Source organism: Xanthomonas sp. SS (assembly GCF_014236835.1).
GTDB lineage: Bacteria > Pseudomonadota > Gammaproteobacteria > Xanthomonadales > Xanthomonadaceae > Xanthomonas_A.
Genome location: NZ_CP051190.1, coordinates 4664058 through 4681655, shown reverse-complemented (window position 1 = coordinate 4681655; position 17598 = coordinate 4664058). Strand labels below are relative to the sequence as shown.

The following is a 17598-nucleotide window of genomic DNA, read 5'->3' as shown; positions in this document are numbered from 1 at the left end:
CATCGCCAACACTCTGCCTCTGTAGGAGCGGCTTCAGCCGCGACCGGCGTCCCGGTAAGATCCGGTCGCGGCTGAAGCCGCTCCTACAGGGGAGTTTTCTGGGCCGGACGCTAGACGTACTGCGTCGGCCCACGCGGCCCCGGCACCGGGGCATCGACATCGCCGACCGGATCGCTGATTGGCGGGATGGTCGGGTCGATCGGCTGGTCCGGGATCGGATCCACCGGCCGATCCGGAATCGGATCCACGCCCGGATTCGGAACCTGTCCGGGCACCTCGTTCGGTGGCTGCTGCGGATCCTGGCCGGGGTTGGGATTCTGCATCTGCATATGCGCCTCATGATTCGGAAAACCAGGCTGCACCGTGCGCGCCGCCGCGAACGCAGCGCGTGAAGCGGAAGGCAAGGGCGGATGAAGGCGCGCCAGCGCATCTCGCTGCAGACGCTGCTCCCATGATTTAGAGAAATGCAGCGTGCAGGCCTTGCGCTTACGCGCAAGGCGGCGCACGCCACTGGAATGCGCAGCTGCGGCAAAGCGTGATTGCCTCCCCAGCATCGCCACGCGGCCGCAAAAACCGCACGCCAGGCGTTGACCGAACCCGGCGCAGTTGCGCAGCCTGCGAGCGACACCGCACGGGATGCACAGCGCATGGCACGTCGTTTTCCCTGGAGTTGGCTGGCCTTGCTCGCGGCCTGCGCGCTGCTGGCGGTGCTGGCCTGGCAGAACCGCCAGCTGCGCGAAGAGCGGCGCTGGTTCGTGACCCGCACCACCGAGCCGTATCTGGGCATGTACGTGCCGAAGATCGCGGCGACCGCGTTGGACGGTTCGGCGCTGACCCTGGGTGTGCCGGCGGCGGACACGCAGGTGCTGTTCTTCTTCACCACCACCTGCCCCTATTGCAAGCGCTCGGCGCCGACGGTGGTGCAGGCGGCGCAGCGCCTGGCCGAGCAGGGCGGCCGCGTGCAGGTGCTGGGGGTATGCCAGTGCAGTCCCGACCAGGCGCGTCGCTATGCCATCGAGCACCGCTTTCCCTTTCCGGTGACCACGCTCACCGATCGCCGCGCGCTGATGCTGTTTCGCGCGCGCAACGTGCCATCGATGCTGGCGCTGGACCGCGATGGACGGGTGCGCTATGCGCGCGTCGGCGTCTTCGATACCACGGAGCGGGTGCAGGACCTGGTGGCCGCAGTGCGACGCACGGAGGCGCCGGCGGCTTTGGCAACTCTCGAGGAGTGACGACATGAAACAGCGTTGGACAGCGTTGCGTAACGGCATGGCCGCGGCCGTGTTCCTGGCCTGCATGGGCTTCGGCGCGGTGCAGGCGACCGCCGGCGACGGAATCGAGAAGGATGCATCGTGTAGCGCCTGGGCGTGTCAGCAGGAGTGCGCGCCGTTCGGCGGCGAGTTGGGGCCGGGCGGTCCCGGCAAGCCGCTGGTCTGCTACTGCTGCGGTTGAGCCAGCGCCGGAGCCGGCCGCGGCCGGCTCCGGCTTAACCGTGTGCAGGCGCGGGGCTCGGCGGTGCTGGCGACGCGGCCGGTGCTGCGGCATGCTGCCGCCGCATGCGCCGCTACGACCTGATCATCTTCGATTTCGACGGCACCCTGGCCGATTCCTTCGCCTGGTTCCTGGACACCATCAACGATGTCGCCGACGAGTTCGGCTTCCGCCGCTTCGAGCCGGAGCGGCTGCAGGAAATCCGCAGCCTGAGCGCGCGCGAATTGATGGCGCGCAGCGGCATCCGCTGGTGGCGGGTGCTGGCGATGGCGCGGCGCATGCGCGCGCTGATGGCCGCGCAGATCGAGCGCATCGCCCTGTTCGACGGGGTGACCGAATTGCTGGACGCGCTCGCGCGGGCCGGCGTGCACCTCGCCCTGGTGACCTCCAACAGCCGCGACAACGTCGAGCGCGTGCTCGGCGCCGAACTGACCGCGCGCTTCCGCCACATCGGCTGCGGCGCCGCGGTGCTCGGCAAGCGCCGCAAGCTGCGCGCAGCGCTCAAGGCATGCCGGGTACCCGCCGCACGTGCACTCTGTGTGGGCGACGAGATCCGCGACGCCGACGCTGCGCGCCAGGCCGGCATCGCCTTCGCCGGCGTCGGCTGGGGCTACACCTTGCCGGCCGCGCTGCAGCCGCACACGCCACTGCCGCTGCTGCAACGCCCGGCGGACGTCTGGGACCGGCTGGGCCTGCCGATCCCGGCCTGATCGCGCCTCGGCCGCAAAGGCGGCTGGCCCGTCATCCCAGCTCCCGATTCCCCCGGCCGCCGTTCCTCGCCTGCTCGCAATCCCGCCGCGCCCAGGAACCGCTTCTACCCATTCCCGACTCCCCATTCCCGATTCCCAGCCCCATGCTGCACCGCGTCGTTGATTGTTCACTTATGATTGCTATATTCATATACGAACAGCCGGCAAGCGGCGCCAGCGGTCAGGGCGACGCGATCCGGCCATCATCCGATCTGGCCCTAGGTGGGCGGAGGCGTGGCATGCGCAATTCCAGCGGTCCCCGATCCTGCAGGTCGAGCGGGCGCCTTGCGTCGGCAAACGGTCGAGGCCGGTGCCAGTGAACGCAGCCATCGCCGCCGTCGAGCCCGGCCCAATCGCGCAGCGCCCGCTGGGCCGCAGCGGCGTGCGCATCGCCACGCTGGGCTTCGGCGCCGCGCCGATCGGCAATCTGTATGCGGAAGTGGACGATGCGGTGGCGCTGGCCGCGGTCGCCGACGCCCATGCCGCCGGCATCCGCCATTTCGACACCGCGCCGTATTACGGCTACGGGCTGAGCGAGCGCCGGCTCGGGCAGGGCCTGCGCGGGCTGCCGCGCGCCAGCTACACGCTGTCGACCAAGGTCGGACGCCGCGTCTACGACGAGGCCGGTGCCACGCCGGGGCGCGACGGCTTCGCCGTGGCCGGGCGCGGCGCCGCGTTCGACTACAGCCGCGACGGCGTGCTGCGTGAATTCGAGGCCAGCCTGCAGCGGCTCTGCACCGATCACGTGGACGTGCTGCTGCTGCACGACATCGGCCGCCTCACTCATGGCGAACGCCACCCGGCGATGCTGCGCCAGGCGCTGGACGAGGCCTTGCCGGCGATGGCCGAGCTCAAGGCCAGCGGCGCCTGCCGCGCGATCGGCATCGGCGTCAACGAGGAAGACATCGCGCTGGAACTGATGCCGCTGTTCCCGCTGGATTGCGTGATGCTGGCCGGCCGTTACACCTTGCTCGAACAGCACGCGGCGCAGCGGATCATGGCGCAGGCGCTGCAGCACCAGGTCGGCATCCTGGTCGCCGGCCCGTACAGCTCGGGCCTGCTCAGCGACGCGCGCGGCCCCGGCGACACCTACAACTACGCGCCGGTGGATGCAGCCACGCTCAAGCACGCGCAGCAGCTGTTCGCGGCCTGCGCGGCGCAGGGCGTGGACGTCGGCGCGGCCGCGCTGCAGTTCCCGCTCGCGCACCCGGCGGTCGCCGCGGTGGTCGCCGGCATGCGCACGCCGGCGGAGGTGGCCAGCGCCGCCGCGCGCCTGCAGGCGGCGATTCCGCCCGCGCTGTGGCGCGACCTGCGCAACCAGGGCCTGCTGCAGGCGCAGGTGCCGACGCCGTGAACGTGGTCGATGCGCACGTGCACTTCTGGCAGCTGGCGCGCGGCGACTACGACTGGCTGACGCCCGACCTCGCCGCGCTGTATCGCGACTTCGTGCCCGAAGACCTGATCGCCACGCTCGATGCGCACGGCGTGGACGCGATCGTCGCGGTGCAGGCGGCGCAGACCGAAGCGGAGACCCGCTACCTGTTGCAGCTCGCACGCGCGCAGCCGCGCATCGCCGGCGTGGTCGGCTGGATCGATTTCGAGGCCGCCGACGCGGCCGCGCGCATCGCCGCTCTGTGCGCCGAGGGCGACGGGCTGCTCAAGGGCCTGCGGCCGATGGTGCAGGACCTGGCCGATCCGCAGTGGTTGGCGCGGCCGCAGCTGGACCCCGCGTTCGACGCGATGCTGCGGCACGACCTGGCGTTCGACGCGCTGGTCAAGCCGCTGCACCTGCCCGCGCTGCAGGCGCGGCTGCGGCGCCATCCGGCGTTGCGCGTGGTGCTCGACCATGCCGCCAAGCCGGCGATCGGCGGCGACGGTTTCGCCGCCTGGGCCGATGGCCTGGCGCAGCTGGCGCGGCATCCGAACGTGCTGTGCAAGCTGTCCGGTCTGCTCACCGAACTGCCTGCCGATGCCGACGCGGCGGCGATCGAGCCGTACGTGGCGCAGGTGTTCGCCTGTTTCGGCGCGCAGCGGGTGCTGTGGGGCAGCGACTGGCCGGTGCTGACCCAGCGCGCCGGCTACGGCGACTGGCTCGCGCTGGCGCAGGCGCTGGTCGCGCGGCATGCCGCCGGCCACGCTGCCGACGTGTTCGCCGGCAACGCACGCCGCTTCTACCGTTTGCCCCAGCCGCTTCCTTCCCCCTGATCGAGAGTGCCCCACCATGACCACGTCCGCCTTCCATCCCCGGAGCCGCGCATGAGCGGCCGCCTGCAAGGCAAGCGCTGCCTGATCACCGCCGCCGGCGCCGGCATCGGCCGCGAGAGCGCGCTGGCCTGCGCGCGCGAGGGCGCACAGGTGCTGGCCACCGACATCGATGCCGCCGCATTGCAGGCGCTGGCCGCCGAATCCGATGCGATCGTCACGCAGACGTTGGACGTCACCGACGCCGCGGCGATCCAGGCGCTGGTCGCGGCGAACGCGCCGTTCGACGTGCTGTTCAACTGCGCCGGCTACGTGCACCAGGGCAGCATCCTCGACTGCGACGAGCCGGCGTGGCGGCGCTCGTTCGCGATCAACGTCGATGCGATGTACTACCTGTGCCAGGCGGTGTTGCCGGGCATGCTGGAGCAGGGCCGCGGCAGCATCGTCAACATGTCCTCGGTGGCCTCCAGCATCAAGGGCGTGCCGAACCGCTTCGCCTATGGCGTGACCAAGGCGGCGGTGATCGGGCTGAGCAAGGCCATCGCTGCCGACTACGTGGCCAAGGGCATCCGTTGCAACGCGATCTGCCCGGGCACGATCAAGACGCCGTCGCTGGGCCAGCGGGTCAAGGCGCTGGGCGGCGACGAGCAGGCGGTGTGGAAGAGCTTCACCGACCGCCAGCCGATGGGCCGCCTCGGCGACCCGCGCGAGATCGCGCAACTCGTGGTGTACCTGGCCTCGGACGACGCCTCGTTCACCACTGGCCAGACCCACATCATCGACGGCGGCTGGTCGAACTGACCGCGCCTGCCTTCCACTTCCAAGAGGACATCCCATGAAACTGCTGCGCTACGGCGAACCCGGCCACGAACGTCCTGCTCTGCTCGACGCCAATGGCCATCTGCGCGACCTGTCCGCGATCATCGACGACGTCGCCGGCGAACACCTCACCGCCGCCGGCCTGGACACGCTGCGCGCGCTCGACCCGGCCACGCTGCCCAAGGTGGAAGGCGAGGTGCGCTACGGGCCGGCCGTGGGCCGCGTCGGCAAGTTCATCTGCGTCGGCCTGAACTACGCCGACCACGCCGCCGAGTCGGGCATGGCGGTGCCGGAGATGCCGGTGCTGTTCATGAAGGCCACCACCGCGATCAGCGGCCCCAACGACACCGTGACGATTCCGCGCGGCTCGAAGAAGAGCGACTGGGAAGTGGAGCTGGGCGTGGTGATCGGCGATGTCGCCCGCGACGTGGCGCTGGAGGACGCGCTCAAGCACGTCGCCGGCTACGCGGTGATCAACGACCTGTCCGAGCGCGAGTTCCAGCTCGAGCACGGCGGGCAGTGGGTCAAGGGCAAGAGCTGCGACGGCTTCGGCCCGCTCGGCCCGTGGCTGGTCACTGCCGACGAAGTGGCCGACCCGCAGAACCTGTCGATGTGGCTGGAGGTCAACGGCCACCGCTACCAGAACGGCAACACGCGCACGATGGTGTTCGGCGTGGCCGAGCTGGTCAGCCACATCAGCCGCTACATGACGCTGATGCCGGGCGACGTGATCAGCACCGGCACGCCGCCGGGCGTGGGCCTGGGCCAGAAGCCGCCGATCTACCTGAAACCGGGCGATGTGATGGCGCTGGGCATCGAGGGCCTGGGCGAACAGCGCCAGGCCGTGGTCGCCCATCCGCGCGACGCAAGCTAAAGCCGCAAAGCCCCTCTCCCTCCGGCGACCGAAGGAAGTCCCGTGGGAGAGAGGGGTTGGGGTGAGGGTAGGGGGCGAAGCCACCTCGCAATGCATGCGCAGGCAGTCTTTTTCGTCAGCGCCTTGCCACACGTCCCGCATGTGCAAGACAGCTGCGTGCTCTTACTTCGTTCGTGTTTTTGCAGGGGCGGCTGCAGTTGTGCACTCCCGCACCCTCACCCCAACCCCTCTCCCGGGGGGAGAGGGGCTTGTCCAGCGCATTTTTTCTTTTTCTCTACCGCCTCACCGACCAGGATCCCCATGAGCAAAATCGTTGCCCTCGAGACCTTCGACGTGCGTTTCCCCACTTCGCGCGAACTGGACGGTTCCGATGCGATGAATCCGGATCCGGACTATTCGGCCGCCTACCTGCGCCTGCGCACCGATGCCGACGACGGTCTCGCCGGCTACGGCCTGGTGTTCACCATCGGCCGCGGCAACGACGTGCAGAGCGCGGCGATCGCGGCGCTGTCGCACCATGTGGTCGGGCGCGACGTGGAAGACGTCATCGGTGATCTGGGCGGCTTCGCGCGCAGCCTCACCGACGATTCGCAGCTGCGCTGGCTGGGCCCGGAGAAGGGCGTGATGCACATGGCCATCGGCGGCGTCATCAACGCGGCCTGGGATATGGCCGCGCGCCGCGCCGGCAAGCCGCTGTGGCGCTACATCGCCGAGCTGTCGCCGGAACAGCTGGTGGCCACCATCGACTTCCGTTATCTGACCGACGCGCTGACCCCCGACGAAGCGCTGGCCATGCTGCGCGCGGCCGAGCCGCTGCGCGCCGAACGCCTGCAGACGCTGCTCGAACAGGGCTACCCGGCCTACACCACCTCGCCCGGCTGGCTCGGCTACTCCGACGAGAAGCTGGTGCGCCTGGCCAAGGAAGCGGTGGCCGACGGCTTCCGCACCATCAAGCTCAAGGTCGGCGCCAATGTGCAGGACGACATCCGCCGCTGCCGCCTGGCGCGCGCAGCGATCGGCCCGGACATCGCGATGGCGGTGGACGCCAACCAGCGCTGGGACGTGGGCCCGGCGATCGCCTGGATGCGCCAGCTGGCCGAGTTCGACATCGCCTGGATCGAGGAGCCGACCAGCCCCGACGACGTGCTCGGCCACGCCGCGATCCGCCAGGGCATCGCGCCGGTGCCGGTGTCCACCGGCGAGCACACGCAGAACCGCGTGGTGTTCAAGCAACTGCTGCAGGCCGGCGCGGTGGACCTGATCCAGATCGACGCCGCGCGCGTGGGCGGGGTCAACGAGAACCTGGCGATCCTGCTGCTGGCGGCGAAGTTCGGCGTGCGCGTGTTTCCGCATGCCGGCGGCGTCGGCCTGTGCGAGTTGGTGCAGCACCTCGCGATGGCCGACTTCGTCGCCATCACCGGCAAGATGGAAGACCGCGCGATCGAGTTCGTCGATCACCTGCACCAGCACTTCGTCGACCCGGTGCGCATCGAACACGGCCGCTACCTGGCACCGACGCTGCCGGGCTTCTCCGCCGAGATGCACGCGCAGTCGGTCACCCAGTACCTGTATCCGGATGGCCCGTTCTGGAGCGCGGACCTGGCCGCGCAGCAGGCCTAGCGCGACAAGCGTGCGCGGCCAAGGGCCACGCACGCACCCATGTAGGAGCGGCTTCAGCCGCGACGAACGCAGCGGCGGACTCGACGGCTTCGGAAGCCGTCGGGACTGAAGTCCCTCCCACAGTGCACCCGGCCGGCTCGCCGCAAGTCCCTGTAGGAGCGACTTCAGGGCACCTCTAAAAACCCCCTTCTTTGGCATCATATGGTCAGAAGAGAGAGCCGAGGCCCTGCGATGATCAGCCTGTTTGCCGGACACGAACGCGAAGCCAAGCGTCAGCAGATAGGCGACCCGCTGACCCTGCTTTCGCGTCATATCGATTTCGCAGCGATTGCCCAAGGCATCGATGCGAAGCTGTCCTTGGGCACCGGCACGCGCGGGGGCCGTCCGGCCTGGCCGACGGTGGTGATGGTCAAACTGCTGCTGTTGCAGCAGCTATACAACCTCTCTGACGATGCGCTGGAGTACCAGGTGCTGGATCGGCGCAGTTTCCAGCAGTTCCTTGGGCTGGAACACAGCGGCAAGGTGCCTGACGCCAAGACGATCTGGGTGTGGCGCGAGCGGCTCAAGGCGCAGGATGTGATGGGCGACATCAGCGCAGCGGTCGGCGTGCAATTGCAGCGGGCGGGATTCATTGCGCGTGGCGGTCAGATCATCGATGCGAGCATCGTCAGCGCCCCCGATCCAACGCAACACGCGCGAGGAGAACGCACAGATCAAGCAGGGTGGCGAGGTAGGCCAAGACTGGAGCGACGCCAAGCGCGCGCAGAAGGATGTGCAAGCGCGTTGGACGCGCAAGCACGGCAAGGCGCATTACGGCTACAAGCTGCACGCCAGCACCGATCGGCGTTGGGGCTTCATCCGCCGACATGCGGTGAGCGCAGCCAACGTACATGACAGCCGACACTTCGAGGACGTGCTGGATCCCCGCAATCACGGACGCACGGTGTGGGCCGACAGTGGCTATGCCGACGCATCGCGGGAGGCCGATCTGACGCAACGCGGCTATCGGGCGGCCATTCAGCACCAGGGCCAGGCGCGCAAGCCGCTAAGCGCGGCCGAACAGCGCCGCAACCGGCGGCTTGCCAAGGACCGGGTGTTCGGCGAACACCCGTTCGCGCGGCTGGCGCAGCAGGGCGGTAAATGCCTGCGCACCATCGGGTTGGCACGGGCCACGGTGGTGATCGGGTTGAAGGTCGCCAGTCACAACCTGATGCGGCTGGCGCGGCTGCAGCATCGCGGCATCGTGCCGGCGTGATCAGGTAAGGCGGCCGACGGCCGCCTTACCTGGCACATCAATGCCATTCAGCAAGCCGGCAATGCACTGAAGTCGTCCTCAAGACGCGCTGACGCTGCGTACTCGCGGCTCATAGTGATGAAACTATGGGTTGTTCGAGGTGCCCTTCAGCCGCGACGAACGAAGTGGGGACCCTGACGGCTTCGGACGCTATCGGGACCAAATTGCTTTTCGCACCGCCCACTGCTCACTGCTTGCGTTGCGCCGCGATTCTGTAGGAGCGGCTTCAGCCGCGACGCGCTCTACCAATGCAGTCTGTCGCGGCTGAAGCCGCTCCTACAGGGTGGCTTTTCGGCATGGTAGGAGCGCAGTCTTTACCGGGAGATTTCAGTCCCGCGCCTGCTCCGCCAGCGCCGCCTGCAGCGAAAAGATCTGCAGCGCCTCGCGCCATTTCTCGCCCGGCGCCGAACCCGGCAGCGGCTTCTGGAAGCGCCACATCAACTCTTCCCATGCCTGCACGCGCGGGTCGGCGGCATCCGCGGCGGCCTTGGCCGCGGGCGAATAGTCGTCGTCCACCTCCATCAGCATCACCAGGCGGTCGCCGCAGCGGTGGATGTCCAGTTCGCGGATGCCGGCGTTGCGCAGCGAGGCGACGATCTCCGGCCACACCGTGTCGGGGCGATGCCAGCGCTCGTATTCGGCGATCAGCGCCGGGTCGTCGTGCAGGTCGAGCAGATAGCAGTGGCGCGGCATCTCAGGCTCCCGCAACGGTGGCGCGCGTCGTGGCCGCGCGGTCGCGCGCATAGGACGCGAACACCAGGATCACCGCGAAGCACAACGCAGGCACGGTCATCGCCCAGTGGATGCCGGCGCGGTCGGACAGCGCGCCCATCAGCGCGGTCAGCACCGCGCCGCCGATGATCGACATCACGATCAGCGACGAGCCGAGCTTGCGCGCGTCGTCGTTCAAGCCATCCAGGCCCAGCGCGAAGATGGTCGGGAACATCACTGACATGAACGCGCTGCTGGCCACCAGCGCGTACAGCCCGGTCCAGCCCGGCAACGCGATCGCCACGCCGCACAGCAGCAGGTTGAGCAGCGCGAACGCGCCCAGCAACACCGCCGGCGACACTAAGCGCAGCAACGCGGTACCGATGAAGCGGCCGGCCATGAACAACACCAGCGAGACAGTGAGGAAGCTGGCCGCGGTCTTTTCCGGGGTGCCCGGCACTGCGTCCTGCAGATAGCGGATGAGGTAGCTCCAGATGCCGACCTGCGCACCGACGTAGAAGAACTGCGCGACCACCGCGAACACGAAGCGGCGGTTGCGCAGCAGCGGGCCGAAATAGGCCCTGCCGCCGCTGGCCGCGGCGCCGCTGTCGCGGGTGACCGGGAAGCGGGTCAGCCCGATCAGCAGGGCCCACAGCACCACCACCGCGCCGATGATCAGATACGGGGTCTGCACCGCCGCCGATTCGGCGGCGAAAAAGCTGGCGCGCGCGGACGGCGCCATCGCCGCCAGTTGCTGCGGGGTGTGCTCCACGCCGGAGAGGATGAAGTGCTGGCCGATCATCACCCCGGTAATCGAGCCGAGCGGATTGAACGCCTGCGCCAGGTTCAGCCGCCGCGCCGCGCCTTCGGCCGGGCCGAGCACGGTGACCAGCGGATTGGCGGTGGTTTCCAGGAACGCCAGGCCACTGGCGATCACGAACAGCGCCAGCAGGAACAAGCCGTAGGTGTGCTCCTGCGCGGCCGGGTAGAACAGGAACGCGCCGGTCGCGTACAGCAGCAGGCCGAGCACCACCGCCGCCTTGTAGCTGAAGCGGCGCATGAACATCGCCGCCGGGATCGCGAACACGAAGTAGCCCAGGTAGAACGCGCTCTGCACCAGCCCGGCCTGCAGGTCGGACAGCTCGAACGCCTTCTTGAACTGCTTGATCAGGATGTCGTTGAGGTTGTTCGCCATGCCCCACAGAAAGAACAGGCTGACGATCAGGACCAGGGGCACGATGGCGGTGCGCGCCAGGCTGCCGGGCGCCGCTGTTGCGGTGTCGCTGCTGTAGTGCATGCCGCCTACCCCTCCCAGGATGTGCCGCGTGGCGTTGAAGTTGTGGCCGGAGCGTACTGCGGTCGCTGTCGCCATGCAAATATAAAATCCGTGTTTATATTTGCATGGCACGCCATGGCGTGCGCGGTGTCCGAACGCTGGCGCGGGCGGTCTTCGCAAGCGCCGGCATCGGCGTGCACGCGTCGGACCTGGCAGGCGATGCGGACATCCGCGCGCCAGGCGCGGGCCGGTTTCGCCGCGCTTCTGTCCACGGACATTCCCTGTACCCTAGCGCCCTTCCACCCCCCGCCTGGCCTCGACGGAATGACCACGCCCCCGCCCAAGTACCGCGCTCCCGCCCTGGACAAGGGCCTGGATATCCTGGAACTGCTGGCGCGCGACGCGCGGCCGATGACCATGAGCGAGATCTCGCAGGGCATCGGCCGTTCGCGCGGCGAGATCTTCCGCATGCTGCAGGTGCTGGAAGAGCGCGGCTACCTGACCAAGGGGCCGGGCGAGGGCGGCTACGTGCTGACCAACCGCCTGTTCATGCTCGGCATGCAGCAACCGCAGGTGCAGAACGTCACCGAGGCGGCGCTGCCGGTGATGCGCCGGCTGGCCGATGCGATCCGCCAGCCCTGCCACCTGGTGGCGCCGTCGGACGACCAGATCGTGGTCATCGCGCAGATGGACGTGCCCAGCGACCTGGGCATGGTGGTGCGCCCGGGCCACCGCCGCCCGCTCGCGCATTCCACTTCCGGCCTGGTGCTGTTCGCGTTCCAGCACGAAGACGCGCAGGCGCGGTTGCTGCAGCGCCTGGACGCCAGCGACGTGGGCTACGATCGCGACGCGTTCCTCGCCGCCGCCGCGCAGGTGCGCGCGCTGGGCTACAGCATCCACCCCAGCGAAGCGGTGGTCGGCGTGATCGACCTGACCGCGCCGATCCTGCAGCACGGCAGCGCCATCTACACGCTCACCGTGCCCTTCATCGAACGCCGTCCGCAGCAGATCGACGCGCAGGCGGCGATGCAGGCGGTGTGCGCGGCGGCGGCGGAGATCAGTGCGGCGTTGGGTGGGTAGCCTGTCGCGCGGTACGCAGGACACGCTGCCAGGCTGCGGTTGCGCAGGTGGCAAGCCCGGCATCAGCATGACGACAGCGACATAGGTGGGGGGAGAGCCCGTGTTTACCTGGGAGGGCGCCGTCACCGTCGCTGCCATCGTCGTGGTCGTTGCTTTCATGGCGTGGCTTATTTGGCTTCAGCGCCGTCGCGATCATTGGCTGGAGCGAGCGGTGGAGGAATCCTTCCGGCGCGTTTCCCTGACCAGCGATGGCGTGCTTCTCACCGGTGCGGATCTGGTCGTGGTGAAGAAGGTGCAGCAATTCATGGACGCCAATTACGATGCGTCCTTCATGTTCGATAGCGAAGCCATGAACGGCAGCAACGCGTTCTGGTATTGCAGGGGACCCGGTGCGCGCTGGTTCCTGGCGATCCCGACGGTCAGCACGTGCCGCAGTGGTGTGGACGTGCGCTGGGTGCTGCGTCCGCTGACCGAGCAACGCGCGCGCGCGGTGCTGCGCTTCGATCGCGTGGCGTATCAGCGCGCGTTCGGCGAGACGCCCTGACTAGGCCTGACAAGGTCGGTAACGATACGGCCAGCACGCGGCGGACGGTTGAATCGTAGTTGTCCGGGATCCAGGTGCCACAGGCCCGATGGCGCCTGTTGCACCGCAGCGTGCATTGGTCACGGTTTCATAATTATATCGTAATTACAATTTCGGCCGGCCCCGCCGCCAGGCGCTGCCGCCCTCCATTCGCCGACGGAAAGCCTTATGCCTCAGGACTGGAACACGCTCGCCGACAATCGCCGGCAACGCCTGCAGCGCGCCGAAGGGCTGGCGCGCGGGCGCCTGGTGGAGGCCAAGGATGCGGTGGCGCTGCTGGAGGCGGTGATCGAGCCGGGCGACCGCGTGTGTGTGGAAGGCAACAACCAGAAGCAGGCCGATTTCCTCTCGCAGTGCCTGACCGAGGTCGATCCGGCGCGGGTGCACGGGCTGCACATGCTGCAGTCGGTGCTGGCGCTGCCCTCGCACCTGGACGTGTTCGAACGTGGCATCGCGCAGCGCCTGGATTTCTCCTTCTCCGGGCCGCAGGCATTGCGCCTGGCGCGGCTGGTCGCCGACAAGCGCATCGAGATTGGCGCGATTCACACCTACCTGGAGCTGTTCGGCCGCTACTTCGTCGATCTGACGCCGCGCGTGGCGCTGGTCGCCGCGCAGGCCGCCGATCGCCACGGCAATCTCTACACCGGGCCGAACACCGAGGACACGCCGGTGATCGCCGAGGCCACCGCGTTCAAGGGCGGCATCGTCATCGCCCAGGTCAACGAGATCCTCGACACGCTGCCGCGCGTGGACATCCCCGCCGACTGGATCGGCTACGTGGTGCAGGCGCCGCGCCCGCACTACATCGAACCGCTGTTCACCCGCGACCCGGCGCAGATCTCCGAGATCCAGGTGCTGATGGCGATGATGGCGATCAAGGGCATCTACGCCGAGTACGGCGTGGACCGGCTCAACCACGGCATCGGCTTCGACACCGCGGCGATCGAACTACTGCTGCCGACCTACGCCGAGTCGCTCGGCCTGCGCGGCAAGATCTGCCGGCATTGGGCGCTGAATCCGCATCCGGCGCTGATCCCGGCGATCGAGTCGGGCTTCGTCAAGTCGGTGCACTCGTTCGGCTCGGAACTGGGCATGGAGAAGTACATCGCCGCGCGCGCCGACGTGTTCTTCGCCGGCCCCGACGGGTCGATGCGTTCCAACCGCGCGTTCTCGCAGACCGCCGGCCTGTACGCCTGCGACATGTTCATCGGCTCCACGCTGCAGATCGACCTGCAGGGCAACAGCTCCACCGCCACCCGCGACCGCATCGCCGGCTTCGGCGGCGCGCCGAACATGGGCTCGGATGCGCGCGGCCGCCGCCACGGCAGCAACGCCTGGCTCAAGGCCGGGCGCGAGGCCGCGCGCCCGGGCGAGATGCCGCGCGGGCGCAAGCTGGTGGTGCAGATGGCGGAGACCTTCCGCGAACACATGGCGCCGGCCTTCGTCGAGCGGCTCGACGCCTGGGAACTGGCCGAGCGCGCCAATATGCCGTTGCCGCCGGTGATGATCTACGGCGACGACGTCAGCCATGTACTGACCGAAGAGGGCATCGCCAACCTGCTGCTGTGCCGGACGCCGGAGGAGCGCGAACAGGCGATCCGCGGCGTGGCCGGCTACACCGCGGTGGGCCTGGGCCGCGACAGGCGCATGGTCGAGAACCTGCGCGACCGCGGCGTGATCCGCCGCCCCGAGGACCTGGGCATTCGCCTGCGCGACGCCAGCCGCGACCTGCTGGCCGCGCGCAGCGTCAAGGATCTGGTGCGCTGGTCCGGCGGCCTGTACGCACCGCCGCAACGTTTCCGCAACTGGTAAGGGATGTCGATGGAAACCCTTCGCTATCGCTACGACGGGCGCCTGGCGCCGAACGGCCGGCTCGACCATGTGCTGGTCGGCGTGGTGTCCTCCGGCAATCTGGAAGTGCTGATCGAACCGCAAGATCTGGATGGCGCGATGCAGATCGAGATCGTCACCGCCGCCGACGGCTTCGGCACGATCTGGCAGGCGGTGCTCGACGACTTCGCCGCGCGCCATCCGCTGCGCGACGTGCGCATCTCGATCAACGACGTCGGCGCCACCCCGGCGGTGGTCGGCTTGCGCCTGGACCAGGCGGTGGAAGCCTTGCAGGAGGATGCGTGATGCGTTCAATCCGGACATCTGCAATCGCCGTGCTCCCTGTAGGAGCGGCTTCAGCCGCGACGGTATCCGCAGCCGGCGATAGCTCGACTCCGTTCGTCGCGGTTGAAGCCGCTCCTACAGGGGATGTCGTGTCTGCGAGCAGCCCTGTTGTGGGAGGGGCTTCAGCCCCGACGCGATCCTCCGGCAGCGCCTGGATGGCGCCGGCCGCGATCCAGACGCCTGCTGCAATGAACGAGCGTCCCGCACTACTCATCCGGCGAGTACGCCGCCCACACCGGAGCTGCGCATGAGCGCGATCCCGAACAACCGCCGTCCGCGCAGTTTCTATGAAGCCGACGCGCGCGAGCGCATCGCCGGCCTGCTCGATCCCGGCTCGTTCCGCGAGTTCGTCGGCCCGCGCCAGCGCGCGATGAGTCCGCACCTGGCGCAGCTGGACCAGCCCGGCGCGTTCGACGACGGCATCGTCGTCGGCGAGGGCCGGCTCGACGGGCGCACGGTGCTGATCGCCGCGCAGCAAGGCCAGTTCATGGGCGGTGCGGTCGGCGAGGTGCACGGCGCCAAGCTCACCGGCTTGCTGCAGCGGGCCGCGGCGACCAGGCCTGCAGCGGTGCTGCTGCTGCCCGACACCGGCGGTGTACGCCTGCACGAGGCCAACGCCGGCTTGATCGCGATCTCCGAAATCATGCGCGCCACCCTGGACGCGCGCGCCGCCGGCGTGCCGGTGCTGGCGCTGATCGGCAGCGGCAACGGCTGCTTCGGCGGCATGGGCATCGTCAGCCGTTGCTGCTCGCGCATCGTCATGTCCGAGGAAGGGCGGTTGGGCCTGTCGGGCCCGGAAGTGATCGAGACCGTGCGCGGGGTGGAGGAATTCGATTCGCGCGATCGCGCCCTGGTGTGGCGCGTGACCGGCGGCAAGCACCGCTATCTGCTCGACGAGGCGCAGGCCCTGGTCGCCGACGCCATAGAGGACTTCCGCGCTGCGGCGATCGCCGCGCTGGCGGCGCCACCGCCGGCCGCAGACGACGATGGCCTGGCACGCATCGCCGCCGAACACGCCGCGCTGCGCCAACGCCTGGAAACCTACGGCGACTGCCGCGACGGCGTGGACATCTGGCGCCGCCAGGGCATCGCCGATCCCGAAGCGCTGCCATTGCTGGACACCGCCGCCTTCCTTGCCGCCGTCGCCGACCGGAGCCCGTGATGGACCTGATGCCTTTGCTGGAAGAATTGTTCCCGCTCGGCCACCGGGTCGAGGTGCGCGACGGCGTGATCGGCGGCAGCGCCAGCACCGCGCTGGGCGAGGTCACCGTGATCGGCAGCGCCGACAAACTGGAAGTGGGCGTGGAGCATGCGCTGGCGCTGGCCGCCGCGGTACTGGACAGCACCCGCACGCATCCGCAGCGGCCGATCGTGATGCTGGTCGATACCGCCGGCCAACGGCCGTCGCGCAAGGACGAACTGCTCGGCATCAACGGCTATTTCGGCCATCTGGCGCAATGCCTGGACCTGGCGCGGCGGCGCGGCGCGCGGCTGCTGACGCTGGTCTACGGCGAATCGGTGAGCGGCGGCTTCCTCGCGTTCGGATTGATGGCCGATGCGATCTATGCGCTGCCCGAGGCGCAGGTGCGGGTGATGGACCTGCGCGCGATGGCACGGGTCACCAAGCAGCCGCTGGAGAAGCTGCAGGCCTTGAGCAAAAGCTCGCCGGTGTTCGCGCCGGGCGTGGAGAACTACGTGGCGATGGGTGCGGTGGAAGCGGTGTGGCAGGGCGATCTGGCGCAAGCGCTGGTCGCTGCGCTGCAGGCGCCGTTGCAAGGCGATGTACGCGCGCAACGCGGCACCGAGCGCAACGGCCGCCTGCTGGCCGCGCCGATCGCCGCGGAGGTCGCCGCCGGCCATGCATGAGCCGCTCGCCCGGCACGACCTGGTCTGGCTCGCGGCCGATGCGCCGCGGCAGGCGCGGACGCCGGGTGCGCAGGCGCGCCTGCTCGACTGGTTCGCTGCCGGCCACCCGGCGATCGTCGCGCGCGGCGATCGCAGCGACGATGCGCAGCTGTTGCGTCTCGGTGTGCCGCTGCCGCCGGCCGAAGGCAAGCAGCGCCTGTCGCTGTCGGTCGAGCGTGATGCGGTGCTGCGGCAGCGCTCGCCGCTGACGCTGGACGAGGTCTGCGCGCAGGTGCCGGCCGTACCGCAGTGGCAAGTGCCGCTGCGCGAATTGCAGGCGCTGGCCGCCGCGCACGGCCTCACTCCGCGCGTGTTCGGCGCCTTCGCCTGGCAGGCGCTGACCGGCTTGCCCTACGTGCAGGCCGGCTCGGACATCGATCTGCTGTGGCCGGTACCGTCGCCAGCGCAGGCCCCTTCACTGCTTGCCGACCTGACGCGCTGGGAGCAGCGCCACGGGCATCGCGTGGATGGCGAAGTGCTGCTGCCCGACGGCAACGCGGTGAGCTGGCGCGAACTGGCCGGCGACAGCGCGCAACTGCTGGTCAAGGCGCTGCGCGACTGCCGGCTGCAGCCGCGCGCCGAGCTGCTGCAGGCATGGGGGGCGTGATGGAATTGCAGGCGGTGCGCGGCGTGGAAGACGGTTGTTTCTCGGCATCGCCGGCGGCCGCAGCCGTGGACGGGCCGGCGCCAGAAGCGGTCGGGGCTGAAGCCCCTCCTACATTGGCCCCAGCAGCACATTCGCGGGCTCCTGCAGGAGCGGCTTCGATCACAACTAACGCAGCCTCAAACCTTCCGGCTTCGGCAGCCGTCGGGACT

Annotated in this window: 19 protein-coding genes and 1 pseudogene; 17 read left to right on the top strand and 3 right to left on the bottom strand. The window is 69.1% G+C overall.

From position 1 onward, the window contains the following. Nucleotides 1–110: 110 nt before the first annotated feature. The gene (locus HEP74_RS21990; RefSeq protein ID WP_255427805.1) at nucleotides 111–560 is read right to left on the bottom strand and encodes a hypothetical protein; all 450 of its coding nucleotides are present in this window, start codon (nucleotides 558–560) and stop codon (nucleotides 111–113) included. A 114-nt stretch (nucleotides 561–674) separates the two neighbouring features. On the opposite strand from HEP74_RS21990, the gene HEP74_RS19805 reads away from it, so the two are divergent. The 10 genes and pseudogenes from HEP74_RS19805 (at nucleotide 675) to HEP74_RS21980 (ending at nucleotide 9013) form a co-directional block, all read left to right on the top strand. Next, nucleotides 675–1235 carry a peroxiredoxin family protein gene (locus HEP74_RS19805; protein WP_185816726.1) on the top strand — a complete coding sequence of 187 codons (561 nt, stop codon included), beginning with the start codon at nucleotides 675–677 and terminating at the stop codon, nucleotides 1233–1235. 4 nt (nucleotides 1236–1239) lie between these two features. Further along, complete coding sequence (locus HEP74_RS19800; RefSeq protein WP_185814316.1) at nucleotides 1240–1455, top strand: hypothetical protein; 216 nt, start codon at nucleotides 1240–1242, stop codon at nucleotides 1453–1455. 104 nt (nucleotides 1456–1559) lie between these two features. Continuing rightward, the gene (locus HEP74_RS19795; RefSeq protein ID WP_185814315.1) at nucleotides 1560–2204 is read left to right on the top strand and encodes an HAD-IA family hydrolase; all 645 of its coding nucleotides are present in this window, start codon (nucleotides 1560–1562) and stop codon (nucleotides 2202–2204) included. A gap of 391 nt (nucleotides 2205–2595) precedes the next feature. Further along, entirely contained in the window at nucleotides 2596–3597 is a 1002-nt protein-coding gene (locus tag HEP74_RS19790; protein ID WP_185816725.1) for an aldo/keto reductase, read from the top strand. After that, entirely contained in the window at nucleotides 3594–4448 is an 855-nt protein-coding gene (locus tag HEP74_RS19785) for an amidohydrolase family protein (RefSeq protein WP_185814314.1), read from the top strand. The genes HEP74_RS19790 and HEP74_RS19785 overlap by 4 nt, the downstream gene beginning before the upstream one ends. A gap of 51 nt (nucleotides 4449–4499) precedes the next feature. Further along, nucleotides 4500–5246, top strand: coding sequence for an SDR family oxidoreductase (locus HEP74_RS19780; RefSeq protein ID WP_185814313.1), 747 nt, complete (start codon nucleotides 4500–4502; stop codon nucleotides 5244–5246). 34 nt (nucleotides 5247–5280) lie between these two features. Further along, on the top strand, nucleotides 5281–6138 hold the full coding sequence (locus HEP74_RS19775; RefSeq protein ID WP_185814312.1) for a fumarylacetoacetate hydrolase family protein: 858 nt from the start codon (nucleotides 5281–5283) through the stop codon (nucleotides 6136–6138). Nucleotides 6139–6438: 300 nt separating this feature from the next. After that, nucleotides 6439–7758 carry an L-fuconate dehydratase gene (locus HEP74_RS19770; RefSeq protein ID WP_185814311.1) on the top strand — a complete coding sequence of 440 codons (1320 nt, stop codon included), beginning with the start codon at nucleotides 6439–6441 and terminating at the stop codon, nucleotides 7756–7758. A gap of 201 nt (nucleotides 7759–7959) precedes the next feature. Further along, nucleotides 7960–8259 (top strand): annotated as a pseudogene (locus tag HEP74_RS22055) (transposase); the annotation flags it as partial. Between the two features lie 154 nt (nucleotides 8260–8413). Continuing rightward, nucleotides 8414–9013, top strand: a complete 600-nt coding sequence (locus HEP74_RS21980) for a transposase (protein WP_255427804.1) — start codon at nucleotides 8414–8416, stop codon at nucleotides 9011–9013. A gap of 366 nt (nucleotides 9014–9379) precedes the next feature. On the opposite strand, the gene HEP74_RS19760 is transcribed toward HEP74_RS21980, so the two are convergent. After that, entirely contained in the window at nucleotides 9380–9745 is a 366-nt protein-coding gene (locus tag HEP74_RS19760; RefSeq protein WP_185814310.1) for an L-rhamnose mutarotase, read from the bottom strand. A gap of 1 nt (nucleotide 9746) precedes the next feature. Then, nucleotides 9747–11060 (bottom strand): L-fucose:H+ symporter permease, encoded by a 1314-nt coding sequence (fucP, locus tag HEP74_RS19755; protein ID WP_185816724.1) that lies wholly within the window; start codon nucleotides 11058–11060, stop codon nucleotides 9747–9749. A gap of 303 nt (nucleotides 11061–11363) precedes the next feature. Here fucP and HEP74_RS19750 point away from each other — a divergent pair, with 303 nt between their 5' ends. The 7 genes from HEP74_RS19750 to mdcG all read left to right on the top strand — a co-directional run bounded on the left by HEP74_RS19750 (nucleotide 11364) and on the right by mdcG (nucleotide 17389). Then, nucleotides 11364–12119, top strand: coding sequence for an IclR family transcriptional regulator (locus HEP74_RS19750; RefSeq protein WP_185814309.1), 756 nt, complete (start codon nucleotides 11364–11366; stop codon nucleotides 12117–12119). Between the two features lie 100 nt (nucleotides 12120–12219). Next, nucleotides 12220–12663 (top strand): hypothetical protein, encoded by a 444-nt coding sequence (locus HEP74_RS19745; RefSeq protein ID WP_185814308.1) that lies wholly within the window; start codon nucleotides 12220–12222, stop codon nucleotides 12661–12663. Nucleotides 12664–12870: 207 nt separating this feature from the next. Then, entirely contained in the window at nucleotides 12871–14514 is a 1644-nt protein-coding gene (gene mdcA / locus HEP74_RS19740) for a malonate decarboxylase subunit alpha (RefSeq protein ID WP_185814307.1), read from the top strand. Between the two features lie 9 nt (nucleotides 14515–14523). Next, the gene (gene mdcC / locus HEP74_RS19735) at nucleotides 14524–14838 is read left to right on the top strand and encodes a malonate decarboxylase acyl carrier protein (RefSeq protein ID WP_185814306.1); all 315 of its coding nucleotides are present in this window, start codon (nucleotides 14524–14526) and stop codon (nucleotides 14836–14838) included. Nucleotides 14839–15124: 286 nt separating this feature from the next. Beyond that, nucleotides 15125–16039: a biotin-independent malonate decarboxylase subunit beta gene (locus HEP74_RS19730; protein WP_185814305.1), complete on the top strand. Its 915-nt coding sequence runs from the start codon at nucleotides 15125–15127 to the stop codon at nucleotides 16037–16039. After that, the gene (gene mdcE / locus HEP74_RS19725; RefSeq protein ID WP_185814304.1) at nucleotides 16039–16743 is read left to right on the top strand and encodes a biotin-independent malonate decarboxylase subunit gamma; all 705 of its coding nucleotides are present in this window, start codon (nucleotides 16039–16041) and stop codon (nucleotides 16741–16743) included. The genes HEP74_RS19730 and mdcE overlap by 1 nt, the downstream gene beginning before the upstream one ends. Continuing rightward, nucleotides 16736–17389: a malonate decarboxylase holo-[acyl-carrier-protein] synthase gene (mdcG, locus tag HEP74_RS19720; RefSeq protein WP_185814303.1), complete on the top strand. Its 654-nt coding sequence runs from the start codon at nucleotides 16736–16738 to the stop codon at nucleotides 17387–17389. Before mdcE ends, mdcG begins: the two co-directional genes overlap by 8 nt. Nucleotides 17390–17598 lie beyond the last annotated feature (209 nt).